The sequence below is a fragment of the Acinetobacter sp. TAC-1 genome, from assembly GCF_029025845.1.
In the GTDB taxonomy this organism is placed as follows: domain Bacteria; phylum Pseudomonadota; class Gammaproteobacteria; order Pseudomonadales; family Moraxellaceae; genus Acinetobacter; species Acinetobacter guillouiae.
This window is the reverse complement of the sequence record NZ_CP118892.1, coordinates 1,772,012-1,797,682: the sequence shown is the minus strand read 5'-3', so window position 1 is coordinate 1,797,682 and position 25,671 is coordinate 1,772,012. Positions and strand designations below refer to the sequence as shown.

The 25,671-nt window shown below is 38.5% G+C and carries 22 protein-coding genes and 3 tRNA genes; 19 read left to right on the top strand and 6 right to left on the bottom strand.

All coding sequences use genetic code 11. The features are described from left to right. Positions 1 to 132 precede the first annotated feature (132 nt). The 7 genes from PYV58_RS22860 to purD all read left to right on the top strand — a co-directional run bounded on the left by PYV58_RS22860 (position 133) and on the right by purD (position 7,460). Complete coding sequence (locus tag PYV58_RS22860; protein ID WP_004719309.1) at positions 133 to 555, top strand: hypothetical protein; 423 nt, start codon at positions 133 to 135, stop codon at positions 553 to 555. 376 nt (positions 556 to 931) lie between these two features. Continuing rightward, on the top strand, positions 932 to 1,807 hold the full coding sequence (locus PYV58_RS08310; protein WP_004822467.1) for a bile acid:sodium symporter family protein: 876 nt from the start codon (positions 932 to 934) through the stop codon (positions 1,805 to 1,807). Positions 1,808 to 1,933: 126 nt separating this feature from the next. Continuing rightward, a complete protein-coding gene (gene prmA / locus PYV58_RS08305) occupies positions 1,934 to 2,836 on the top strand; it encodes a 50S ribosomal protein L11 methyltransferase (protein WP_004822468.1) in 903 nt (300 codons plus the stop codon). 21 nt (positions 2,837 to 2,857) lie between these two features. Then, positions 2,858 to 3,718, top strand: coding sequence for a zinc-ribbon and DUF3426 domain-containing protein (locus PYV58_RS08300; RefSeq protein WP_004822471.1), 861 nt, complete (start codon positions 2,858 to 2,860; stop codon positions 3,716 to 3,718). A gap of 375 nt (positions 3,719 to 4,093) precedes the next feature. Beyond that, positions 4,094 to 4,363, top strand: a complete 270-nt coding sequence (fis, locus tag PYV58_RS08295) for a DNA-binding transcriptional regulator Fis (RefSeq protein WP_001086304.1) — start codon at positions 4,094 to 4,096, stop codon at positions 4,361 to 4,363. Positions 4,364 to 4,457: 94 nt separating this feature from the next. After that, positions 4,458 to 6,032, top strand: a complete 1,575-nt coding sequence (gene purH, locus PYV58_RS08290; protein WP_034613392.1) for a bifunctional phosphoribosylaminoimidazolecarboxamide formyltransferase/IMP cyclohydrolase — start codon at positions 4,458 to 4,460, stop codon at positions 6,030 to 6,032. Between the two features lie 144 nt (positions 6,033 to 6,176). Then, positions 6,177 to 7,460, top strand: coding sequence for a phosphoribosylamine--glycine ligase (gene purD, locus PYV58_RS08285; RefSeq protein ID WP_034613389.1), 1,284 nt, complete (start codon positions 6,177 to 6,179; stop codon positions 7,458 to 7,460). Positions 7,461 to 7,552: 92 nt separating this feature from the next. Here purD and PYV58_RS08280 read toward each other — a convergent pair whose 3' ends face one another. Further along, entirely contained in the window at positions 7,553 to 8,215 is a 663-nt protein-coding gene (locus PYV58_RS08280; RefSeq protein WP_034613380.1) for an alpha/beta hydrolase, read from the bottom strand. 563 nt (positions 8,216 to 8,778) lie between these two features. Between PYV58_RS08280 and PYV58_RS08275 the strand changes: the two genes are divergently transcribed. The 7 genes from PYV58_RS08275 to PYV58_RS08245 all read left to right on the top strand — a co-directional run bounded on the left by PYV58_RS08275 (position 8,779) and on the right by PYV58_RS08245 (position 14,529). Next, positions 8,779 to 9,651 carry a MetQ/NlpA family ABC transporter substrate-binding protein gene (locus PYV58_RS08275; RefSeq protein WP_004719302.1) on the top strand — a complete coding sequence of 291 codons (873 nt, stop codon included), beginning with the start codon at positions 8,779 to 8,781 and terminating at the stop codon, positions 9,649 to 9,651. 113 nt (positions 9,652 to 9,764) lie between these two features. After that, on the top strand, positions 9,765 to 10,790 hold the full coding sequence (locus PYV58_RS08270) for an ATP-binding cassette domain-containing protein (protein WP_034613377.1): 1,026 nt from the start codon (positions 9,765 to 9,767) through the stop codon (positions 10,788 to 10,790). After that, positions 10,787 to 11,482 (top strand): methionine ABC transporter permease, encoded by a 696-nt coding sequence (locus tag PYV58_RS08265; protein WP_034613374.1) that lies wholly within the window; start codon positions 10,787 to 10,789, stop codon positions 11,480 to 11,482. Before PYV58_RS08270 ends, PYV58_RS08265 begins: the two co-directional genes overlap by 4 nt. A 200-nt stretch (positions 11,483 to 11,682) precedes the next feature. Beyond that, positions 11,683 to 12,303, top strand: a complete 621-nt coding sequence (locus PYV58_RS08260; RefSeq protein WP_034613368.1) for a hypothetical protein — start codon at positions 11,683 to 11,685, stop codon at positions 12,301 to 12,303. A gap of 204 nt (positions 12,304 to 12,507) precedes the next feature. Then, positions 12,508 to 13,239: a hydroxyacylglutathione hydrolase gene (gloB, locus tag PYV58_RS08255; RefSeq protein ID WP_034613366.1), complete on the top strand. Its 732-nt coding sequence runs from the start codon at positions 12,508 to 12,510 to the stop codon at positions 13,237 to 13,239. A gap of 24 nt (positions 13,240 to 13,263) precedes the next feature. Continuing rightward, positions 13,264 to 13,926: an alpha/beta fold hydrolase gene (locus tag PYV58_RS08250; protein ID WP_227504229.1), complete on the top strand. Its 663-nt coding sequence runs from the start codon at positions 13,264 to 13,266 to the stop codon at positions 13,924 to 13,926. Positions 13,927 to 14,325: 399 nt separating this feature from the next. Next, complete coding sequence (locus tag PYV58_RS08245) at positions 14,326 to 14,529, top strand: hypothetical protein (RefSeq protein ID WP_004719296.1); 204 nt, start codon at positions 14,326 to 14,328, stop codon at positions 14,527 to 14,529. Between the two features lie 172 nt (positions 14,530 to 14,701). Here PYV58_RS08245 and PYV58_RS08240 read toward each other — a convergent pair. The 5 genes from PYV58_RS08240 to PYV58_RS08220 form a co-directional block, all read right to left on the bottom strand. Then, positions 14,702 to 14,786, bottom strand: a tRNA-Leu gene (locus PYV58_RS08240). A 36-nt stretch (positions 14,787 to 14,822) separates the two neighbouring features. Next, positions 14,823 to 14,896: transfer RNA gene (locus PYV58_RS08235), tRNA-Trp, on the bottom strand. Positions 14,897 to 14,937: 41 nt separating this feature from the next. Further along, positions 14,938 to 15,022: transfer RNA gene (locus PYV58_RS08230), tRNA-Leu, on the bottom strand. 108 nt (positions 15,023 to 15,130) lie between these two features. Next, positions 15,131 to 15,943, bottom strand: coding sequence for a protein kinase (locus tag PYV58_RS08225; RefSeq protein ID WP_034618144.1), 813 nt, complete (start codon positions 15,941 to 15,943; stop codon positions 15,131 to 15,133). Then, the gene (locus PYV58_RS08220; RefSeq protein WP_034618147.1) at positions 15,940 to 17,451 is read right to left on the bottom strand and encodes a DUF3336 domain-containing protein; all 1,512 of its coding nucleotides are present in this window, start codon (positions 17,449 to 17,451) and stop codon (positions 15,940 to 15,942) included. The genes PYV58_RS08225 and PYV58_RS08220 overlap by 4 nt, the downstream gene beginning before the upstream one ends. 201 nt (positions 17,452 to 17,652) lie before the next feature. Here PYV58_RS08220 and PYV58_RS08215 point away from each other — a divergent pair, with 201 nt between their 5' ends. From PYV58_RS08215 to PYV58_RS08195, 5 genes are all read left to right on the top strand, one after another. Next, entirely contained in the window at positions 17,653 to 18,525 is an 873-nt protein-coding gene (locus PYV58_RS08215) for an ATP-binding protein (RefSeq protein ID WP_034618149.1), read from the top strand. Positions 18,526 to 18,928: 403 nt separating this feature from the next. Beyond that, on the top strand, positions 18,929 to 22,501 hold the full coding sequence (dnaE, locus tag PYV58_RS08210; RefSeq protein WP_004822504.1) for a DNA polymerase III subunit alpha: 3,573 nt from the start codon (positions 18,929 to 18,931) through the stop codon (positions 22,499 to 22,501). A gap of 41 nt (positions 22,502 to 22,542) precedes the next feature. Continuing rightward, a complete protein-coding gene (locus tag PYV58_RS08205) occupies positions 22,543 to 23,376 on the top strand; it encodes an RNA methyltransferase (RefSeq protein WP_034618151.1) in 834 nt (277 codons plus the stop codon). After that, the gene (gene cysE, locus PYV58_RS08200) at positions 23,376 to 24,200 is read left to right on the top strand and encodes a serine O-acetyltransferase (protein ID WP_034618153.1); all 825 of its coding nucleotides are present in this window, start codon (positions 23,376 to 23,378) and stop codon (positions 24,198 to 24,200) included. Before PYV58_RS08205 ends, cysE begins: the two co-directional genes overlap by 1 nt. Positions 24,201 to 24,662: 462 nt before the next feature. Next, a complete protein-coding gene (locus PYV58_RS08195) occupies positions 24,663 to 25,589 on the top strand; it encodes a hypothetical protein (RefSeq protein WP_034618307.1) in 927 nt (308 codons plus the stop codon). Positions 25,590 to 25,671 lie beyond the last annotated feature (82 nt).

The window sequence follows — 25,671 nt, the reverse complement described above, 5'->3', positions numbered from 1 at the left end:
GGCAACATAAATTGACACTTCGTTTCATGACTGCCCTACAAATAGAATTTAACTTATCAAAAACTCACGATACGATAGACAATACACGGACAAATTATTTTTTTCGAGACTTTATATATAAGGAATATCATGATGAAAAATACCATGTCTAAAGTAATTACAGCATCTTTACTCAGTTGTGTTGCATTTAGTTTTGCCCATGCTGCTGATGAAAACACCAGCAAAGCCGAAGTGAAAAAGCAAATTCAGGTATGTGCCAAGAAAAAACAAGGTGACTGGGTCACCTACGCCAACAAAGGTGTAACTTTTAACGGTACATGTGAACCAAATGAAAATGGTAAATTACAATTTAGCTTCCCAGCACCTGCAGGTGGCAACCCAACTGCCGCTGCTGCAGCGCCTGAACCAGCCATTGAAAACCGCCCAGCTGTAGAACAATCTGCTCCAGCGAGTGCCGATGCACCAGCAACAAATGATGCATCACAAGCAGAACAACCTGCAATGGAGCAACCGAGTCAAGCCGCTCCAAGCGAAGATCCGATCCAAGCGCAATAATCTGCTTTAGGCATAAATACGTGCTTTTATAAATACCTGCTTTTATAAATAGCATGTATGAGCAAAAAAGGTGTTCCATTAAAAAATGGAGCACCTTTTTTATTTCAAGTCTGTGCGTAGACTTGATTAATATCAGTATTCATATAGTTTTACGTCTACGATGAATCAATTGTTATTCGGCCTAATGCTATATATTTAAAACACATATTTTCAAGAAGATTTCTGAGTCATAGATTTCATTTTTCAATTCGATACCTTTCGATTACACTCAAATCGAGAACGGAATATTCACATATTGAATCAGGGTCTGTTGACATTTAATAAATAGACGATTTGTCAACAGACCCTAATGTAAAACAACAAAAAGGATGAAACTATGGATTCAGGGATAATTACCATAATGCTTCCCCTCGCCCTCGCCATTATTATGATTGGACTAGGTTTAGAACTTACTCCAAAAGATTTTGCGCGAGTTTCTAAACACCCTAAAGCTGTATTGATTGCGTTATTCTGTCAATTGGTACTTTTGGTCGGTATCGCTTTTATCATTTGTAAGGTGCTTGCACTCCCGCCTTTGCTTGCCGTAGGTTTAATGTTGCTTGCAGCCTCACCTGGAGGAAGTACCGCCAATCTATTTAGTTATTTATTTAAAGGTGACATTGCACTTAATATTACCTTAACTGCAATTAACTCGGTCATTGCTGCCTTCACCTTGCCTTTGATCGTAAACTTTTCGATTCAATACTTTATGAATGATGGGCAACAAATCACCATGCAGTTCAGTAAAATACTGCAAGTCTTTGCAATTATTTTAATTCCTGTGTGTATCGGCATGCTCATTCGACATTATGCGCCACACTTTACTGAAAAATTAAGTAAACCTTTAAGAATTTTCTCAGTGGTATTTTTGATTCTCATTATTATTGGGGCAATCACCAAAGAACGTGCACATATCATGGAATACCTAACTCAAGTCGGCCTAGCCACGGTGATTTTCTGTATTTGCAGTCTGGTTATTGGCTACTTTGTTCCAAGATTACTCGGTATTAATAGTGCTCAAGCACGCGCATGCGCATTTGAGATCGGCATTCATAATAGTACTTTAGCCATGACGATTGCTTTGACTGTGATCGCAAATTCTACTGTCGCAATGCCTGCCGCGGTTTACTCAATCTTTATGTATATTTTCGCTGCTATTTTTGGTGCCTTAATTTCAAGACATGCAGCAACTGAAACTGAACCTGCGATATAAAGCCATCATGTGCCTCAACTAAAATGGATGCTTAAGCATCCATTTTTTATTTCCTACTGAATATAAGCGTAACTTCCCAGTTTCGGCTACAATACTGCCTTTAAGAAAACGATTTAGGTCTTTGCCGTGAAGTGGTTACAAATTCATATTACTGTAGAACAAGCTCAAGTTGATTTTACTGAAACCTTGTTAAGTTCTTTAGGCGCAGTCAGCGTGACATTAGATGATGCTGAAAACCAAGACTTGCTTGAACCACTCCCTGGCGAAACTCCGCTATGGAATAAAGTGATTGTTACAGGAATCTACGCGCAAGAAGAAGGCGAAGACATTGATGTAACAGCACTAGAAACATTCATTCGCACCCAACTCCCAACTGAACCGATGCGTAGTGAATTTCTTGAAGACCAAGTATGGGAACGTTCTTGGATGGATTACTATGAACCAATTCAAATTGGTGAAAAGTATTGGATCGTACCTGAATGGATAGAACCACCAGAAGCGGATGCAGTCAATATCAAACTTGATCCAGGCTTAGCATTTGGTACGGGTAACCATGCATCTACTTTCCTTTGTCTACAATGGTTAGGCAAAACCGATGTTAAAGATAAAGTCGTGATTGATTATGGTTGTGGCTCAGGCATCCTCGGTGTTGCTGCACTGCTTTTAGGTGCAAAGAAAGTCTATGCAACAGATATCGATCCACAAGCTGTCTTGGCGACCAAACAAAATGCTGAGCTGAATGGCGTTCTTGAAAATCTTTATGTTGGATTACCTGAAGAGTTCAATGCAGAATTTAAAAACCAACAGGCGGATATTTTGGTTGCAAATATTCTGGCAGGCCCACTTATGTCTCTTGCTAAAGAATTCTCAACTTTGATTAAATCTGAGGGAGAGTTCGCACTTGCTGGCGTAATTGAAGAGCAAGTTACTGATGTTTCTAGTATTTATTCTGAATTTTTTGATATAGTAGAAGTCGAGAAACGTGAAGAAACCTGGTGCAGAATTTCTGGGTCGCGTAAGGCTGTTTAATCTATGAAAATATAAATATTTATGACCGAAAAACAAACCCGATGCCCAAATTGTGCTTCAGTTTATAAAGTATCAGTTACGCAACTCACTGTTGCGCAGGGTATGGTTTGTTGTCCGAAATGTTCACATAATTTTAATGCATTAATCCATCTACAAAACAGTCAACCTGCTCAACCCAAGATCGATCCTGAGACTGTCGTGCAAAGTCAGGCACAAAACCTCATTACGACGAAACGACAAATCGAAACCAATGTTTTAGATATTTTTAATCGTAAAATTGAAAACTCCAATATTGATTTAAGAACATACTTAAACAATTTGAATTATTTCAACAATGAGCCAGTCAATAACATTCCAAGCTTAAACTTATCACAAGGTTTAAATAACCATGGGCAACATTTAGTAAAACCCAAAAGTACGTTTTATTATCTGGCGTGGAGCTTGATCAATCTTGCTCTGCTCAGCATTTTATTATTTCAAATCCTTTGGTTTAATCCAAACTTAACTGATCGTTATCCGTTTTTGAATACTGTCTTTACCCAAACCTGTGCCGTCTTACAGTGTGATACTGTTGATCAACGCTATAAACAAATTGTGATTAGTCATCTTAAAGTTAAAGCACTTGATAGACAGGAGACTCAATTTTCGGGTCAACTCAATAACCAATATTCTAAAAGCTTAGAATTACCCCTAATAAGAGTCACCTTAAAAGCTCAAAATAAGGTCATTGCTACACATGTGATTACACCTGAGCAATATCTGATTGAAAGTTTAGTTGGAATTAAGCGTATTCCTAAAAATAGTCCATATCCTTTTAAATTTGTTGTTACAGAGCCAAGAAAAAGTTTTGATCAGTACCAATTAGACATTATTCACCCTTAAAATTAAAAAAAATTATAAAAAAATGAAAAAAAATGTAGTTTTCTTGCTCATTTTTTCTTAGACAATGGTATCATACGCGCCACGAAAGCTTTGTCCTGCAAACTCCTCGCATTTTTTCAAAAAAAATACTGTTTTGTTATGTGCTTTATATCCAATATCGCGCATGTAGAACATTTTTTTGTTTAAAAGAGTGTTGTAACAAATATTAATCTATTGTTACGCTTATTTTTCACTCAACTCGACGATTTGTGGCAAGCTAATTGTTCTTGTTTTAGAGCCAACCGTTTTAGGATCTAAAACGGAGCTCAGATTTTTTTAGACCACATTTATATATTACTTTACCCAAGTAATATTTTGATTTTCGGATTAACTCGCATGAATAGCAAATCTCCTATTTTTACTGCACAATCTGACGTCGCTCTTCGTATTCACGTAGATCGCGCAGTTCGTCACTATTTTGCACAATTGCAAGGTGAGCAACCATCACAAGTGTACGACATGGTGCTAGCAGAAATGGAGAAACCTCTTTTATCTGTTGTCTTAGAATACACACGCGGGAATCAGACTCGCGCTGCTGAGATTCTCGGACTGAACCGTGGCACTTTACGCAAAAAGTTAAAAGCTCACGGTTTAATGAGTGAATAAATGATAAAATGCTCACGGCTTGCGTGGGCATTTTTTTTACCTATATTTTGCCTACCTGTTCAATCTCTAGACTTAAAAACTGTTGACGAAGATCATGACTATTAAACGCGCTTTAATCTCTGTTTCTGATAAAACCGGGATCGTTGAATTTGCCCAGAACCTTGTTGCTCTTGGGGTGGAAATTTTATCTACTGGCGGTACATATAAGTTGCTTAAAGACAACAATGTGGCTGTAGTTGAAGTTTCAGAGCACACAGGCTTCCCAGAAATGATGGATGGTCGTGTAAAAACACTGCATCCTAAAATTCATGGAGGCATTTTAGCTCGTCGTGGTCTAGACGAAGCTGTCATGGCTGAACACAACATCGATGCAATCGATCTTGTTGTCGTAAACCTTTATCCTTTTGCTGCTACTGTTGCTAAACCAGACTGCTCACTTGCAGATGCAATTGAAAATATTGACATTGGTGGCCCAACAATGGTTCGTGCAGCTGCGAAAAACCATGCTTCTGTCGGGATCATCGTAAATGCAACTGATTATGAAACTGTAATTGCAGAACTTAAAGCGGATGGTGCTTTATCTTATGCGACTCGTTTCGATTTAGCGGTTAAAGCATTTGAACATACTGCCCAGTATGACGGCATGATTGCTTCTTACCTCGGCGCACGTGTTGGTAAAGAAGAAGGTCAAGCTGATAAATTTGCTCGTACTTTCAATACCCAGTTAAATAAAGTACAAGATCTTCGTTATGGTGAAAATCCACATCAATCCGCTGCTTTCTATGTAGAATCGACTGCAACTGAAGCATCGGTTTCAACTGCTAAGCAGTTACAAGGTAAAGAGCTTTCTTATAACAATATCGCGGATACAGATGCAGCACTTGAATGTGTCAAATCATTTGCAAAACCAGCGTGTGTCATTGTTAAGCATGCAAATCCATGTGGTGTTGCAGTATCGTTAGACGGTCTTAAAGCTGCATACGATCTTGCTTATGCAACTGACCCAGAATCAGCATTTGGTGGCATCATTGCATTTAACCGTGAGTTAGATGTTGTTACAGCTCAAGCAATTGTTGACCGCCAATTTGTTGAAGTGATTATTGCACCAAGTATTGCCGATGGTGTACTTGAAGTGACTGGCGCAAAGAAAAACGTCCGTGTTCTGGTATGTGGCGAACTTCCTAAAATTGATGAACGTGCTTCACAATACGATTATAAACGTGTCAATGGCGGTTTATTGGTTCAAGACCAAGACCTCGGCATGATCACCAAAGATGATCTTAAAGTAGTGACTAAGCGTGCCCCTACTGAAGCAGAAATTGATGATTTAATCTTTGCTTGGAAAGTTGCCAAATACGTTAAATCCAATGCTATTGTTTATGCTAAAGGCCGTCAAACCATTGGTGTTGGTGCTGGTCAAATGAGCCGTGTAAACTCTGCACGTATTGCCGCGATCAAAGCTGAACATGCAGGTTTAGTGGTTGAAGGTGCTGTTATGGCATCTGATGCATTCTTCCCATTCCGTGATGGTATTGATAACGCTGCAAAAGCTGGTATCAAATGTATTATCCAACCGGGTGGTTCAATGCGTGATGAAGAAACAATTGCAGCAGCAGATGAAGCTGGTATTGCAATGGTCTTCACGGGTATGCGTCATTTCCGTCACTAATTCACAATAAATCATTATTTAAAAATCCCCCTAAGTCCCTCTTTTCATAAGAGGGACTTGTCACGAACTAGAGGACTCTTTAAATTCGTGATACCCCTTCCTGTATAAAGGGAGGTTGGGAGGGATTAAAAAAGGATACATAAGATGAACATATTAGTTTTGGGTAGTGGTGGTCGTGAACATGCATTGGCATGGAAAATTGCGCAAGACGATCAAGTCACTAAAGTTTTTGTTGCACCAGGAAACGCGGGTACAGCAACTGAACATAAATGTGAAAATGTTGCTTTAGATATTCTCAACAACCCTGCCATTATCGACTTTGCAAAAAATAATGCCGTTGACCTCATTATTGTTGGTCCTGAAGCACCGCTTGTAAATGGTGTGGTGGATGCAGGACGAGCAGCTGGTCTTAAAATTTGGGGACCAACCCAATTTGCAGCACAACTTGAAGGCTCTAAAGCTTTCGCCAAACACTTTTTAAAACGTCATAACATTCCTACAGCATTTTATGATGTATTCACAGAAGTGGATGCAGCCAAAGCATTTGTAGAAAAAAATGGCGCACCCATCGTAATTAAGGCAGATGGCCTTGCTGCGGGTAAAGGCGTCATTGTTGCGATGACCAATCAAGAAGCGTTTGATGCAATTGATGACATGCTTGCAGGCAATAAATTTGGTGATGCAGGTTCGCGTGTTGTTATTGAAGAATTCCTTGAGGGTGAGGAAGCATCGTTCATTTGTATGATTGATGGTGACAACATCCTTCCTATGGCAACGTCACAAGACCATAAACGTATCTTTGAAGCTGACCAAGGTCCAAATACGGGTGGTATGGGTGCGTATTCCCCTGCCCCAGTTGTGACTGCAGCTGTTTTTGACAGAGTCATGAAAGAAGTCATGCGTCCAACTGTAGATGGTATGAAGGCTGATGGTCATACTTACACAGGTTTCTTGTATGCTGGCTTGATGATTGATGAGCAAGGGCAACCTCGTGTCATTGAGTTTAACTGCCGTTTTGGTGATCCTGAAACTCAACCGATCATGATGCGCTTAAAATCTTCTTTGGTTGATTTAGTTGAAGCCGGTATTGCTGGTAACTTACCCGCTGAAGCTGCGTGGGATGAGCGTAAAACTGTTGGTATTGTGCTTGCGTCTAAAGGCTATCCTGAAACTTCGAGCAAAGATGACGTGATTTCGGGTTTAGATACCCAAATGATAGATGCGAAAATTTTCCATGCAGGTACAGCAAACAATGCCAATGGTGATGTAGTGACTGCTGGCGGTCGTGTACTTTGCGTAACAGCGTTAGGCAACACAATTGGTGAAGCGCAAGCGAAAGCCTTGGAACTTTGCCAAAAAGTGACTTTTGATGGTGTTCAATATCGTAAAGATATTGGTTACCGTGCAATTGCTCGTGAAAATGCTTAAATCTGATTGAGTTGTAAAACCCGCCTAGGCGGGTTTTTTTTGGGTAAATTTTAGTGAGTAACGCTCTTCCAGAATAATGCATATAAGATTAATTACCTTGATTGATTTTGCGCTGAATCATTAGAATCACCTACTTCCTCAACACTACCAATGACCATTTGAAGCCAATCTAATAATTGAGGAAATTCCCGATATCCATCACTGGCTAGAAAATGTCCAGCATTGGGAATAATTTCATATGGAAACGCCAATTTTTCTGCCAACAAGATACTTAAATCAGTTGGAACATATTGATCATTACTCGATATAAACATTTTCCGATTCAATATTTTATTTTTAAAAGAAAAATCCTTATTCGTTTCAGTGATATATGAATCCAATTGAGGTAGTACTGCCAATTTATTCGAAAATCCCGATACACAGACAACACCACCTATCTGTTGAAAATCAGATTCAGACAGGAAATCAAGCAGCGTAATACATCCTAAACTGTGCGCAACAAAAAATGTATGCTGATCAATTTGAGCAATATTATTTTTTAAGGTTTGCTTCCACTGTAAAAGCTTTGGATTGCTGGAGTTCGGCAATGCGATCTTTACAACTCTAGTATTTTTATCTTGTAAATTTTCCTCAAGATAATTAAACCAATGATCATCCACATTTGCACCATAACCATGAATGATATAGACATTATTTTGAGCATATGCAGTATTTAGCAATAACAAACTGCTTAAAAGAAAGATGATTAATTTCATTTATCGATCTCTTTGAGTTAGATAAGATCTCCATGCTAAAGTATGACAGTGGTGTCAATGTCAATCACTGTTTGAATAAAATCCCCCCCATTTCGCCTAGCACCCCCCCTAATAATGTTTATCACTGTACTGCTATAGGTACAGATCTAAGTTTATTTTACTTATTCAAAAAAAAGATAATAAATCCTAAAAAATTTATATATTATGAATAAGTATAAAATTTAAACATTTATCATTTAGCATTCAACAAAAGCATTTGTTTTCTTTATTAAATTAATAAAAACATTGATATTCAAACAACGACATCACTACCCAATGTCAACACGCAGCCACTATGTATAATTTTCATTTATTGATATGATAAACAAATCTTTAGAGTCTATTTTAAACAATTAAAATTCTTTTAAAACAGACTGCTAATCCTCAAATGTAAAGAATATAGATAGCGCAATCAGACAAGTACGTCACCGCATTATTTATTTTCAAAATGTTAAAAATTCGATTTAAATGATCGAGAATGCAAAGGACAAAATTCTACTGCATTTGCTACTTAGGATTTATTCATGAAAAAGCTGTTTGGCGTTTTACTTAGCGCGTCTGTGCTCACTCTTTCTGCTTGTGGAAAACAAGAAGCTCCAAAAAATGATGCTGCCCAAGCAGATGCAGGTAAAGAACAAGTCGTTACCATGGCTTCTACAGGTTCTGATGCAGATATTTGGCGCTATATCGCAACATTACCAGAAACAAAACAAGCTGGAATTAAACTAGAAGTTAAAAACTTTACTGACTATGTTGCAATGAATACTGCTGTGGCAAACAAAGAAGTCGATATCAATGCATTCCAATCTTATGCATATCTTGTTGCTTTCAATCAATCCAACAAAGAAAAAATTGCACCAATCTCTACAACATATTTAGAGCCAATGGGTATTTACTCTAGTAAAATTAAAAAAGTTGAAGAGTTTGCCAATGGTGCAACCATTGCTATTCCAAATGATGGCGCAAATGAATCACGCGCATTGTTACTTTTACAATCTGCTGGTCTCATCAAATTGAAAGATGGCTTTGATTTAGTTAAAGGCACGCCTGCTGATATTACTGAAAATGCGAAGAAAATTGTCATCAAACCTATTCAAATGGCGACTGCGGTACGTGCTAAAGATGAAGTTGATGCAATTGTTTTAGGTAATACTTTGGCAATGGAAGGTGGTTTAAACGTGCTTAAAGATTCGGTTTATTATGAGCCAGTTGACCAAACAACCAAAATGAATGTCAACGTACTTGCTGTTGCAGATGCACGTAAAGACGATGCCCTTTTGAAAAAAGTGGGTGAGTTATATCATGTTCCTGCTGTAGGTAAATATGTTCAAGAACACTTCGGTGGAACTAAAGTTGATGTGAATAAACCTGTAAGCTATCTTACAGAATCAAAATAGTTTTATAATGGATCAGGTCTATTGACCATTCTTTTATGAAAGGTCTGTAGGCCCTCATAAAACAGGCAAAGTGAATTTGCCTGTTTTTTCTTTTTGCTATAGTTTTTGACGATATGATTGAATTTAAAAACATTTCAAAACACTATGAGTTGAAAGGTCAAACCATACGTGCACTGGATCAGATTAATCTTGAGATTCCAGCGGGCAGTATTTTTGGCATTATCGGCTATAGTGGTGCAGGTAAAAGTACCTTAATCCGTTTGATTAACTTGCTTGAGCGTCCTAACCAAGGGCAAGTCATCATTAATCAAAAAGACTTTACGGCACTTGATGCACGTGCATTACGTCAAGAACGTGCAAATATAGGCATGATTTTTCAGCATTTCAATTTACTACAAACCAAAACTGTAGCTGACAATATTGAAATGCCGTTAAAGTTGCTAGGTGTCAGTAAAGACCAACGTGAAAAACGTTTAAATGAGTTACTTGAGTTTATTGATCTAAAGCACAAAAAAGATGCTTTTCCAGATGAACTCTCGGGAGGTCAAAAGCAACGTGTCGGTATTGCACGCGCCTTGGCTAACCACCCCAAAATTTTACTTTGTGATGAAGCAACCTCTGCGCTTGATCCACAAACCACGAAATCTGTTCTCGCTTTGCTTAAAAAGATTAATCAAGAGCAAGGGATTACCATTGTCATGGTTACGCATGAAATGGATGTAATTGAATCTGTTTGTGATTTTGTTGCCGTCATGGAACAAGGCAAAGTGATTGAAACTGGTTCTACCTTAGAAATTTTTAGTCAACCGCAACACCCGACGACGAAAAACTTTATTCAAACCGTTTTACAGCAACAGCTCCCTGTTAATATCTTAAACAATCTCGAAAATCAAAATCATAAAAGTATTTATAGTCTGCAATTTTTGGGTACTTCAGCGCAAGAGACCGTGGTACAAGCAGCAATTAAGCAATTTGATGTCAGCTTAAATATTTTATTTGCCAATATGACTGAAATTGATGGTTCAGTGATCGGTCAAATGTTTATACAACTTTTGGGAGATACTGAAAGCATTCGCCAAACCATAGATTTCTTTGAAAAAAATGGGGTCAAGGTGGAACAGTCAGGAGTTAGACTATGAGAGAACTCATTGTACAATGGCTCACTACGCTCACAGCACCATTTTGGAAAAGCTCTTTAAGCATTGACCAATTTGTTACAGCGATGCAAGAAACCATTCAAATGGTCATTTTTGCAATGCTGTTTGGTACCATTTGGGGCTTTATTCAAGCAATTACCTTGTTGGTCACTCGCCCTAATGGCATTTTACCTAATCGCGCTGTTTATCAGATTTTAAATCCTATCGTCAATGCACTACGCTCGCTCCCCTTTATTATTCTATTGATTGCGGTTTTTCCACTGACCAAAGCGATCGTGGGTACAACAATCGGTACTTGGGCAGCGATTGTACCGTTGACCATTTATGTTGGTCCTTATATTGGTCGTCTTGTAGAAACATCATTGCTTGAAGTGAATGAAGGGATTATTGAGTCTGCACAAGCAATGGGTGCATCGCCTTGGCAGATTATTTTTAAATTTATTATCCCTGAATCTCGTAGCTCACTCATTCTGAGCCTTACTACAGCAACCATTAGCTTGATTGGTGCAACAGCGATGGCGGGTGCTGTAGGCGCTGGCGGTATTGGTGATTTAGCTATTTCTTATGGTTATCAACGTTTCGATCAAAGTGTGGTTTATCTCACTGTGATTGTCTTATTGATCCTTGTACAAATTGTACAGAGTCTTGGAAATTGGCTATCTAAGCTTCGATAATCCTTGCTTGCCATTTCCAGTTGTTCTTCGTTCTAAAAAATACCCTCCTTGTTGAGGGTATTTTTTATTTCTTGAGTTAGCTACAGATATAAATACTTATAAATTTTATAAATCCTTTTTAATTCTACTCATTTGATCATCTGCTCTTGATCAATCAGTCATAACTAATTATGTTATAGAAAACTTAAGAAATATTTGAAATGAATAATTTTACCCAAACCATCGCCCCGTTACTCCTTATGCTACCTATTTGCAGTTTTGCTGCGCAACATTCAGAAGATTACACCACCACAGTGAAAGTTAATGGTATCGAGCTCAACCAAGCAGTAAGTGCAACACAAATTGAAAAATTGCTTGGAAAAACCTCTCAAAAACCCATAAAAACATTTTCAGAATGTACAGGAAACTATGAATACTCAATCTCTACTGCATCAGGAAAAAATCTAACATTTGACATTTTTAGTGAAGAAAATCCACAGATTAAATCTGACGCTTTTTATAAAAGCAAAAATACTTTTCAACAACTTGGTACGACCAAAGGGCGAATTTGGCTTTCTTGGACAAATGCACAAAAGATGACAGACACCGTTTTGATTAACAACAAACCCATCACCAATCTGTATAGCATCAATCAATTTAAAAAAGACTTTCCAAACAGTGCCAAAACTGGCACCCATGTTTTAATGTTAACGGCATCGGAAGCCAAAGAATTTTTAAAAAATCCTGCTGAATTTGAAACAGGCTATCGCAGTTATGTCGACTTTAGTTTTAAAAATGGCCAACTCAGTAAATTAGAAATCAGCCAAGGCTTGACCTGTTAAATTTTAGTGAGAATAGCGTATTGGTCTATATGCTATTCTCTAAAATAATAACCTACCGCAAGACTTGTTTGTTCAATCAAATACAATGCCGTACAGTCGAATTACATATGTTTTCACATAAATATGCCCGCAATCAGCTTTCCAACTTGTCTATAGCCTAATTTTGCTATTAAATTTGTATCAGCATATATATGGAATTCAACGATGCAATTTAAAATTCACGTCATAGATGTAAAAAATCAATTACAAAACTATATTTGGCTGATCGAAGACAGTCACAGCCACGATGTCGTTGCAATTGACCCCACAGAAGCATCGCTGGTTGAAGATTATTGCCTTGAGCATCAACTGAATTTAAAACAAATTTGGCTTACACACTGGCACAAAGACCATATTGGTGGTGTTCCAGAATTGATTGCAGATCATAATATTCCTGTTTATGGGCCTCGTGCTGAACTGAGTCACATTCCTTTTATTACCTACCCACTGCAACACGATGATCAATTTGAATTTCATGGATTAAACATCGACATTATTGCTGTGCCAGGTCACACCCTAGGGCATGTCGTTTACTTTATTGATGCATTAGACAGCGTTTTCTGTGGTGATACCCTTTTTGCTATGGGGTGTGGACGTATGTTTGAAGGAACTGCTGAACAGTTTTATCACTCTCTCAATCGCCTTGCTGCTTTACCACCAAGAACCAAAGTTTACTGCACCCATGAATATACGCTTTCTAATGCACAATTTGCTTTGCATATCGAGCCAGAGAACCGAGCGATACAACAACGTGCCGAAGAAATCAAACAGCTTCGCGAACAAGGGAAAATCACCTTGCCCAGCACCATTGAACTTGAACTTGAAACCAATCCTTTTTTACGTGTAGAAAGTGCTGAGGAATTTGCGCGTATTCGTGCATTGAAAGATCATTTTTAAGCAATCACGATTATTGTCCCCACAATGTTAAAACTGCGCCAGCCTAAGCCTCTGTTTTTAAAAGCCTCTCAGCGGGCGGTACTGTTATTACATGCCTATACCAGTACCGTTCAAGATATGAAGGCCTTAGCAAAATTTCTGCATCAACATGGCTACACTTGCTATGCACCTAGCTACGCCGGGCATGGTTTAACGATTGATGAGTTTCTCAATTACACGACAGCGGATTGGTGGCAAGATACATATAATGCTTATCAACTCTTAGAAAATCAGGGTTATAAGCATATTGCTGTCATTGGGGTTTCTTTAGGTGCAATTTTATCGTTAAAACTCACTGAGCACTTTCCAATTGATGCATGTATTAGCATGTCTGCGCCACAGGATCGGAGTGTAAATGATCTTTTTAAGCGACTAAAGCACTATGCTGAATATCTCCATCAATTTAAGAATAGCAATGTAGAGCTAGACTTAAAAAACTTAGAAAATAAAGCAGCAATACAACTACATGCATTTCATCAGTTTGTTGCCGCAACCATAAGCAATGTTTCTTTAATTCGCGCACCTATTTTTTTATTGTATGGTGGGTTAGATGATGCACATTATCAATCCAGTGCACAAACCATTTACAATCATGTGAATTTTACAGAAAAACAAATTAAAGTTATCCCAATACTGGGCATCTCATGACTTTAGGCAAAGATCAGACACAACTGTTTGGCGATATTTTAGATTTCTTAGATCAACATCATCCCATACAGCCATAATAACCTATACTTCTGTTAAATTTACTTACATTTAACCAAAGTAAAAATGAGAAAAATTCTGCTTTTTTAAAACGATATCTTTGCATCAAAATATTACAAACACAGTTTTTAAAATTAATTAACCCATTGTTTTATTTTAATATTTTTTATTAAATTCACATTTCATCCATATTAGCAGCAAAAAAATACGCATTGATACAAAAGCCTTATTTCTCAAATTGCTCAAATATTGATATAAAAAATAAGTTTCATCAAATTTCCCCTTTAAAAATTTAATGATCACCCCTATTAAATTTATAGGCAGGAATTAAGGAGATCTTCTGTGAAAAAGGTTGTAAAGGCAAAGAATTTAATCGCTTTTCGTATTTGGTTAGAAAAATTAGGCTATTCAGTAAAAAATTTAGCTGATGGAAAAGGATTTACTTTCAGCTTTAAAAAAGAATATGGTTTAGTCACTTGTGATTTATCTGGTAATAACTTAGCAATGCAGCTCGGTGAAGAATTTGAAGATCACTTAAAGGCTTAGTAAGTGTCTAAATGAAGTTTCTCTTTGAAAAGACCTAAACGATTTCGTTTAGGTCTTTTTATTGATCTGGCTAAAATTCTAATTCTAAGAAACCTTTAATCACGATACAGCATAGTTAGAATAAAAATTTAGGCATAAAAAAAGCATGATTTTCATCATGCTTTTTTAAATTTGGTGGGGACGGAGAGACTCGAACTCTCACACCTTGCGGCGCTGGAACCTAAATCCAGTGCGTCTACCAATTTCGCCACGTCCCCGAATAAAAACTAACGCTGTAGTCTTTTTAAATAACTTGGCAGAGGATCAAGGATTCGAACCTTGACGAACGGTTTTGGAGACCGTCATGCTACCATTACACCAATCCTCTATAACCCTTCATTTTGTTTTAGTACCACAAAATGAATTGCTTGGTGGGGACGGAGAGACTCGAACTCTCACACCTTGCGGCGCTGGAACCTAAATCCAGTGCGTCTACCAATTTCGCCACGTCCCCAATGGCTGTGTATATTATAGAGATCGTTTTATTATGACAAGCCCTTTTTTCGAAAAAGACACTCGTTTGTTTAAATAAAAAACAAATGTTGCAAATACTGCTTTTTGTTTAAACAATTTGGCTTAATACTTGTTTTATTTGATAAATATTTGAGCAACGTTGCCCTATTTTTTTCATTAACATCTCTGTTAAAACCATTTCAAAAATTTTAAATTGCTGTGGTAACACCACATTTAGCTGCTGACAATGCAAAAATGCCCAATCTTGATAGCTTTTCGCCGATAAGCGCTGTTGTGTCAACCACTCCAACCAAACGATTCCCAACGCATAAATATCGGATTGAAATGATTTTGGTTGCGCATGAAACAATTCTGGTGCCATATACCGTGGTGTTGCTGTATGTGTTGCGATATTTGTTAAATTTGCGTCGTGAGCGGTGTTTACAGCCTGTTCAAAGTCAATCAAATAACTTTTCTCATCCTTAACGCGAAAATGCTCAACTTTGATATCACCATGCAGATAACCATAGTCATGCAAATGTTCAAGCACATCTAAGCTGAGTAATAATCGCTTACCAATTTCAGCCAAGCTAAGTCGATCAGGTAGATCCTGAAAAAGCTTTGGGGCATCTTCCACCCATAAAGCTTGATCAATGACCTCTTCATCCATTTGAAATTGCTGAAATGGATCAAATATTGAAAAGTTTAACAATACAGGTTGAGTTTCAGTCTCTAATGCATTCAACTCGCTATAACAGTTCAGCTCATTGAAAAAGTGCTGTTGATAACAGCGATTTGAATTTTTGAGCTGTAATTTCAACCAAAGCAATTGCTGACCCTGCTGAATTTGATAAACACGACGACCAAATTTTTGACTTTGGATTGAATTATTTGCAATTGGAAGAATTCTGCTTTGGCTCATACTTCGGTCAATTGTTCTGCGGGTATATCTTTCGCCATTGGATGATTCAAAACTTCTAGACAATGTTGGATTGTTTTACCAATACGTGCATGTGTTTCTATACTTGAAATTTTTGGCCAAGTTGCACGCTCACCTTCTCGTTGCAACAGCTTAAATAGATATGGGCGTGGGTTCTGTAACATATAGCTATAATGGCGCAGACTATACTCCCCAATAATATTGACATCACCATAGTAGCGCTGGTCAATAATACCGTAACCGTGATCGAGTAAACGACGCATAGAAGGAACTCGTCCCATACGACCTCTGGCAAAGTCCATGATCCCCATTGCAGCCATGCGTCCTTGACTACGCACTATACGTTCAGGCCAACTCAGTAAATCTCTACGGTAACGTTCTTCATCATTCTGCATAAACGGTACAATATGTGGATTAACCTGACTGGCAATGGTGTAATTCAAATTATAAAGACGTGACATGCGCTCTTGGGGAAAATCATTGCGGACACTGCCGTCTACCCAACGCGTATTTGCCAAATAAGGAGTATGTACACCATCATAACGTTTACTGATCAAACGCACAGGTGGAAATAAAACCGGTACAGCACATGATGCCAATACAGCACTCCAGACCAATAAGTCTGGTGAGGTATATTTATTCATGATTCGTACATCTTCTTGGGAAACATCATAAGGCGCGACGGTGACATTGATATCTAAGCCTGATTTTTCAAATGCCTCCTGAAAGGTTACATCACCTAAATTTTCGACCAAAAACTTTTTAAGATATCGGACATCTGCAAAACCACCATTGCCTTTTATTAATTCTTTGAAGCTACGGAAGTGAAAGGCTTCACTATAAAACTGGTCACCACTGAGTAAGTTTGGAATCTCACCCGGTTCATTTACCCCCAGCATCGCCGTCATGATTGCCCCAGCACTTGAACCAGAAAGTACTTTTGGCATTAAGTCTTGTTCCATTAATGCTTTACAAACACCGCTATGAAATAAACCTAACGTTGCTCCACCTGAAAACATCAGTGCGGGCTGACCATAGGCCTTTTCACAGTTTTCAAAAAACTTCCTTTTGCTTTCATGACATAAGGCTTGGCAACTTTCTGAAGCGATGAATGCCAAACTATTGCTCACTTCATCGATATAATCTTCAATTATTTTTTTAGTTCCAACATAGGTATGTGCAAATAGCATGGGATGCCCGATGTTGGCAACATCGTGACTAAATCCTTCTCTTAGGATATACATCAAATCTTGGGTGCGATTTTGTAGACGGTAACGACGCAATAAATTTAACCGATGGGAAATAATTTCAGCATCAAAATATAGTGAGGTATTATCCAGCTTCCACTCCTGTGCCCCCGTTTCTTCATCCAGTTTTAACGCTATAGATTTCCACTCTTCATAGTTTTCCGCATGTTTCAGTTTTCTTTTTAGTTTTTTAATACGATAAGCCTGATGCGGATTTAAATCTTGAGTGAGTTCTAATAACATTTCTAATATTCCTTTGATTTTTAATCCGACACTTTTAAATACCTGTCGATAAACTATGCTGAAAAATAACCAGATAATCAATTACCATAAGTCATTTAATTCTTGCTTTAGATTCCAATTATCGCCTATTGAGATTAGCTCAATAAAATTACTGTGCTAATATCAACCACACATTGTAATTTCTGAAAATAGCGAACGGATATGGCAACTTTCGACTTACCTGACAATATCATCCAAAAATTATCCACTGTTCTTGATCAGTTACATCAAGTTCTTCCTGAAAAGAAACAAGATACTGACTTTGCAGCAGTGGCTTTTAGGTGGCACGATAAACAACTCAAAGCGATTTATAACCCGAAAGCAATGCATTTGGATGATCTTAAAGGGATTGAACGTCAGAAAGCTAAAATTTTACAAAATACTGAACAATTTCTACACGGTTTACCTGCCAACGATATTTTACTGACTGGCTCACGCGGTACAGGAAAATCATCCATTGTCCGCTCTTTACTTACCCAGTATGCAGAACAAGGCTTACGTTTAATTGAAATTGAACGAGATGATTTGTCTGACTTGCCAGAAATTCAAAAAATTATTAAAGATCGTCCAGAAAAGTTCATTGTTTATTGTGATGACTTGGCATTTAATGCTGAAGATGAAAATTACCGTAGTTTAAAAAGCGTGTTAGATGGCTCGCTACAATCTGGCTCAAGTAATTTTGTGATTTACGCGACCAGTAACCGTCGTCATTTATTGCCTGAATTTATGCATGAAAACACACCTGTAACCAAAGTCGATGTGCCGCAATATAAAGAGTTGCATCCGCAAGAAGCCATCGAAGAAAAGATTTCATTATCAGATCGTTTCGGTATGTGGTTGTCGTTTTATCCAATGGATCAAAATCTTTATTTAGAAATTGTGGAGCATTATTTAGCAAAAGCTGATATGCCCTTTGCTGATGATGTTCGTGCTGAAGCATTAAGATGGTGTCAAGCTCGTGGTCAACGCTCAGGGCGTGCAGCATATCAATTTTCTAAACATTGGATTGGTTCAGAACGTTTAAAGGCTTTATAAGTCCGACTTTTTTAGATATACACAGCCCTAACTGAATAATAGTCAGGGCTTTTATTATTATCACCTTAGTCATCCTAAACCCTTTTATCACCCGATAAAATTTCACTCCTTCTTTGTCTCATTTGATAACAATAGCTTGAATGGATTACCCTGTTTCATTCAATCCATATTATTCAAATAAAGCTTAAATTATTTGTTTCTATGTAAAAAAGACCATCAACACACAACTCAAACTGACTGCTGGTTAATCATGCAACTAAAAGCCAAAATTAAAAATTTCTATATATTTAAATATATTTCAAACACTTAAATACAAAGCAATAATTCATCCAGAACATTTTATTTCAGCACATCACAGTTTAAGCGTGATAAAATAGCCGACAGTTTCATATAGGATAGGTCTATGCAGTTTGTTCATCTTGGTATTCATACCGAATTCTCGATTACAGAATCGATCGTACGTATACCTGATCTGATTAAAGCTGCCGCATCTGATGAAATGCCTGCTTTAGCCATTACAGACCTATCCAACCTGCATGCAGCAGTTAAGTTTTATAACAAATCGCTGGGGAAAGGGATTAAACCTATTTTCGGCAGTGTAATTCGATTAAATGATGCAAACCATAAAGCAACCTTACTGGCAATGACCAATAAAGGCTGGCGTGGTCTGACTGAAATTGTCTCTCGCGGCTTTATTGAAGGACAACAGCTGTCGATTCCATGTGTACAAAAAGATTGGGTACTTGAACAGTCTCAAGACATCATTGTACTTTTGGGCCTACATAGTGATGTCGGAGAAATGCTCTGTGCAGCTTATCCTGAAAAAGCTGAACCGCTGTTAGAACAATGGATCGAAAAATTTGGCAATCGTGTTTATTTAGCACTGACACGTACAGGTCGCCCATTAGAAGAAAGCTTCAACGAAGAAGCGGTTAAACTCGCTGCAAAATATAATATTGGTGTTGTGGCGCATAATGATGTGCATTTTGTTAGACCAGAAGATTATGAAGCACATGAAGCACGCGTTTGTATCGCAGATGGTTATGTTCTAGGCGATAGTAAACGTCCTAAGCATTACAGCCCTGAGCAATATTTTAAAACCTCTGCTGAAATGATTAAGCTGTTCGCAGATATTCCAAGTGCCATAGAAAACACCTTACAAATTGCAAAGCGTTGTACCGTTTCACTCCGTTTAGGATTCCATGATCTACCAGACTATCCAATTCCGGAAGGTCATACTATCCATTCTTACTTTGAGCATCTTTCTGAAATTGGTTTAGAAGAACGCTTAGACTTCCTTTACCCTGTTGAAACACGTGATGAAGATTGGGCTGAAATTCGTAAGCCTTATGATGAACGTCTGGCCTATGAGCTTGGCATTATCAATAAAATGGATTTCCCCGGTTACTTCCTCATCGTCATGGACTTCATTCAATGGTCTAAAAACAATGGGGTTCCTGTGGGTCCCGGTCGTGGTTCAGGTGCAGGCTCACTCGTCGCTTATAGTTTAAAAATTACTGACTTAGACCCGCTGCGTTATGACCTACTCTTTGAGCGTTTCTTAAACCCAGAACGTGTATCCATGCCCGACTTTGATATCGATTTCTGTATCGCTGGACGTGATAAGGTCATCGATTATGTAGCACGCCATTATGGTCGTGATGCGGTTTCTCAGATTGCAACCTTCGGTACCATGGCTGCTAAAGGTGCGATTCGAGATGTAGCACGGGTTTTAGGTAAATCTTACGGTTTGGCAGATCGTATTTCTAAAATGATTCCGACTAAACCTTTAGGACTCACCTTAGAAGAATCTATTGAGGCTGAACCGCAACTTAAAGATATTGTGACCAATCCATCCAACCCAGATTATGACGATGCTGCTGAAATCTGGGAAATGGCACTCAAGCTTGAAGGCATTACCCGTAATACAGGTAAACACGCAGGTGGTGTGGTGATCGCACCAACCAAAATCACCGATTATTCGGCAATTTTGTGTGAAGCTGATGGTACAGGACGGGTTGCCCAATTCGATAAAGATGATGTAGAAGCTGCGGGCTTAGTAAAATTCGACTTCTTGGGCTTACGTAACCTTACTGTAATTGAAGATGCGATTCAAAATATTAATAAGCGTATTCAATCTGATAAGCCATTAAATATTTCAAACATTCCTTTGGACGATCCTAAATCCTATGCAGTATTTGCTGACGCAAATACCACCGCGGTATTCCAGTTTGAATCCGTGGGCATGAAAAAAATGCTTAAAGAAGCACGCCCAAGTAAATTTGAAGAAATTATTGCCTTCGTATCCTTATATCGACCGGGTCCAATGGACCTTATCCCTGACTTTATCCATCGTATGCATGGTGGTGAATTTGAATACTTACATCCGCTGTTAGAAAGTGTACTCGAACCCACTTATGGGATCATGGTATATCAGGAACAGGTAATGCAAGCCGCACAGTTCTGTGCTGGCTATACACTGGGTGGTGCAGATTTACTTCGTCGTGCGATGGGTAAAAAGAAAGTCGAGGAAATGGTCAAGCAACGTGCCACCTTTATTGAAGGTGCTGCGAAAAAAGATATTGATGAAGGTACAGCCAACCATATCTTTGACTATATGGAAAAATTCGCAGGCTATGGTTTTAACAAATCACATGCCGCTGCGTATGCTTTAGTTGCCTATCAAACGGCTTGGTTAAAAGCACATTACCCTTCTGAATTTATGGCTGCGGTCATGTCTTCGGAAATGCAAAATACAGATAACATTGTATTTTTAATTGATGACTGCCGAATCAACAACTTAGTGGTATTACCGCCATCGGTAAATATGTCGTTCTACCAATTCTATGCCAGTGATGTAAACACCATTATTTATGGCTTAGGTGCAATTAAAGGTGTCGGCGAACAAGCCATGCAATCCGTGATTGATTCACGTGAGCAAGATGGTCCTTTTAAAGATTTATTCGATTTCTGCCACCGTGTAGATTTGAAGAAAATCAATAAAAGAACATTGGAAGCATTGATTCGCGCTGGTGCACTGGACTGTTTGGGAATTGAACGCTCAAGTTTAATGGCTCAACTTCCAGAAGCCGTCCAAGCCGCTGAACAGGCGCGTTCTAATCGTGAAACGGGCATCATGGACTTATTTGGTGAAGTTGAAGAAGTTCAACGTAAGCCAGCTAAACCTGTAAAACCGTGGTCTGATGAAGTGCGTCTAAAAGGCGAAAAAGATACATTGGGTTTATATCTGACAGGTCATCCAATTGATGTCTATCGTGCAGAATTAAAATCCTTTATTCCAAATAAAATTAATGAATTAACCCCTACTCGCCGTGGTGTAACCACCGTTTTCGCTGGTTTAGTGGTCGATATTGCCAATTTCCCAAATCGGATGATGATTACCCTTGATGACGGCACAGCACGTATCGAAGTCTCTGCGAATCATGAACGCTTCCAACGCTTTAAAGACATTATTCAAAATGAAAAAGTGGTGGTGATTGAAGGTGAAATTTATGAACGTGAAGGTTTTGACCGCCCTATGGGTCGTTTGACCAAAGCATTCACCCTCAATGAAATTCGACAAAAGCGTGCCAATAGCATTGCCATCACACTGAATACTGAAGTGATGACGAAAACTTTAGCCTCGGATATTCAAAAGATCTTACTGCCTTTCTGTAATGTCGATATGTGTCAACACATTCCAATGCAGATCCAGTTAGATTATGACTATGCCACGGCTGAGTTACATTTAGGGCAACAATGGAAAGTTGCCCCATTGGATGAGTTGCTTTCTAAATTACGTGATTACTTTGGTAAAGAATCTATTCATATTGAATACCAAGTCAAATCTAAAGCGGCAAAAGCCGTAGATCATCGTGGACTTGCCCAACCGACTCAAGTTGCACCACCGCCAGAAAATATGAGTATGGATGATGCAATGGATGACTATATGGCAGATGCAGGCCAATTCTCCTAACCTCTCTATTTGAATTTAAAGCTTAATATTTTGGAATATTCATGGATATTTTCGACAATGCTGTGATTTCACAGCATTTAAGTCATGTACGTATTGTCATGGTCAATACGACACTTCCTGCCAATATCGGAAGTGCTCTACGTGCAATGAAAACAATGGGCTTAACTAAACTTGTGCTCGTTGCACCTAAAACCTACCCTCACCCAGATATAGATGCCTTGGCAGCGGGTGCGGCAGATCTGATTGAGCACATAGAAATTGTCGACAGCTTAGAAAATGCCATTAAAGATTGTCATATTGTATTTGGAACCAGTGCGCGTAGTCGCACCATTCCGTGGCCTTTACTTGATGCACGCCCTGCGGCGCAAAAATCTATGCAAGCGGTTATTCAACATCAGCAAGAAATCGCTATTGTCTTCGGTCGTGAAGATCGTGGTTTAACCAATGAAGAGCTTGCACTGGCAAACTTTCATGTCACCGTACCAGTGAATAGTGAATATGGTGTGTTAAATGTTGCCCAAGCAATTCAAGTGCTGTGCTATGAAATGCGTATGGCAACATTAGAACTGGCTGATAAGAAACTGGATACTGAAGCAGTGATGCGGGTAACAGATTCAGCAGATATGCATTGGGATGAACCGTTGGTCACACACGAACAAATGGAACAGTTTTATCCGCATATTGAAAAAATGTTGGCTGATATCGAATTTTTAGACCCTAAAAACCCGCGTTTACTGCCTTTACGCTTGCGTCGATTATTTGGGCGTATACAATTAGATAAGATGGAATATCATTTATTAAGAGGCATTTTTAGCCGAGTTCAAGCCTTAAATAATGGTACATGGAAAAAGTCAAAAGATGAGGATCAAAACTAATGCTAAAACAGCTTAAAGAAGATATCCAAGCTGTATTTGCGCGAGATCCTGCTGCGCGTAATACATTTGAAGTTTTAACTACATATCCTGGGATACATGCATTAATCATGCATCGTGTTGCCCATGAGTTATGGGAAAAAGATTGTAAAACTTCAGCACGCATTTTGTCTTCTTTTAGTCGTTTTACTACAGGTATTGAGATTCACCCTGGCGCTAAAATAGGTAAACGCTTTTTTATCGATCATGGTATGGGTGTGGTGATTGGTGAGACAGCAGAAATTGGTGATGATGTCACCTTGTATCATGGGGTGACTTTAGGTGGCACGACATGGAATAAAGGTAAACGTCATCCGACTTTAGCAGACGGTGTTGTAGTAGGCGCTGGTGCAAAAATCCTAGGCCCTTTTGTGGTCGGTAAAAATGCTAAAGTCGGCTCAAATGCTGTGGTGACTAAAGCTGTACCTGATGGCGTCACGGCGGTAGGTAATCCTGCTCGCTTTATTAGCAAAGATAAAGAAACCGTCACTACACCAGAACCAAGTTGTCCAGAAGAAATGACCAGTGGTATTGAAAACACAGAATTTCAAGCCTACGCAGCCGTACCAGAACAATCCGACCCTATGCTTGATGGTATGCGTGTTTTGTTAGATCGTTTGGAACAAAATGAAAAACGCATCAATAGTTTGTGCCAGCGTTTATCACTTTTAGACCCAACCTTTAATTTACAACACAATATTGAACAGCCTTTAAGTGAAGATGAAATCAAAATTATTGAAGAAGTTAGACGTGAATGTGAAGCACAAAACCACTCATCGAAAGCATAAGGTTTCTTAGGGCCTGTTGACAATTCGTCTATGTTTGCGACTACGTGTGTTTTTTAGGCGATACTAGACGCGAAATACGAAATTTAGTCATTCTAAATGAGTAGTTCGTAACGACGTAGCGGCAAAAAATACACTAGTCCCCCAGCTGCGCCTTGCGCTGCAAACAAAGCAGTGCTTTGTTCTTGCTCAGGGTTGTGGTTAAAATTATCTCAGCCTTCGTTATGAAACTCGAAAATAGTCTCGCTATTCTCTTCGTTTCATGCCTTGCCTGCTCAATTTTAACCTACAACGTAAGCCATTTATGAAATCTCAACAGCCCCAACTACTTCACAAAATGAAGTGTCAATAGACTGTAATGTATAATTTTTAATAATACGAACCAAATCAAGTTGCATGTTCAGACGTCTTTTCATAGACTGATGCGCATGCACGTTTTTTAATATAAATTAATGGAAGAAACACATGACGATTAAGCCTTTGGCATATGCATTGCTCGCAACATCATTACTTACTGCGTGTTCAACAACACCGACTAAGCAACAGAATAAAATAGATGCAAACGAGCCGTTTATTTACACTGAGCCTGAATTGTCTCCTCCGTTCTATGCATTAAACCCTTTTGATTACTCGCAACCGCCAGTTTTTGAATTAGAGTTAAAAAAAGCAGCGGCTCAACCTGTAAACAAACTTGAAGTGACAGATCCGGCAAATCCAAGCCAAAAAATCATTTTAGATACCAATAAACTGATTGTACCTACAGTAAATAGCGCACAACGTGCTATGAAATATGCAGTACTTGCTGGAAACAATGAAATTGACATCACAGCAATTGATGATTTCTTGCAAATGGTTGAAGGTAAAGCACGTCATTACCCACCACAATTTAGTGACCGTAAAGAACGTAAAGGCTTTGAAACTAAGTTGAAAGAAGTCTCTACTCAGCTTGACCAATTGGCTGCGGCACCAAATGCTTCTTTTGATATTTTGATTCGTGCATTTAAAGCCAGTGTTTTAGGCCGTAACCTTGACTTAGGTTCTTCTTATACCACCAAGTCATTAGAGTATGCTCAACGTATTCTTAAAATCAACAAAGATGATGCTGAAGCAAACTTGTGGTTTGGTTTCTCTTTATCTGAGGGTGGCGGTCAAAAAGAAGCGATTCCATATTTAGATAAAGCCATCAAACAAGGTGTTCAAGAAGCCTATTTATCTTCTGCAAACAACTTTATTGGTATGGAGCAAAAGAAAAATGCGATCCAAACCTTGAAAAACTATAAAGTGAAATACCCAGAAGAAGCTGAAGTTGCTGATCGTTTAATTCAAGAAATTGAAAAACAAGGTCGTTACAACGTTTGGCAGGTTTTGAAAAACCCAGCTCTGGCAAAATAAATTTATAAATTTTTGAAAAAATAGGCTGAACATTCAGTCTATTTTTTTGTTTATAAATTGAATAAAACTAACGTATGATTCA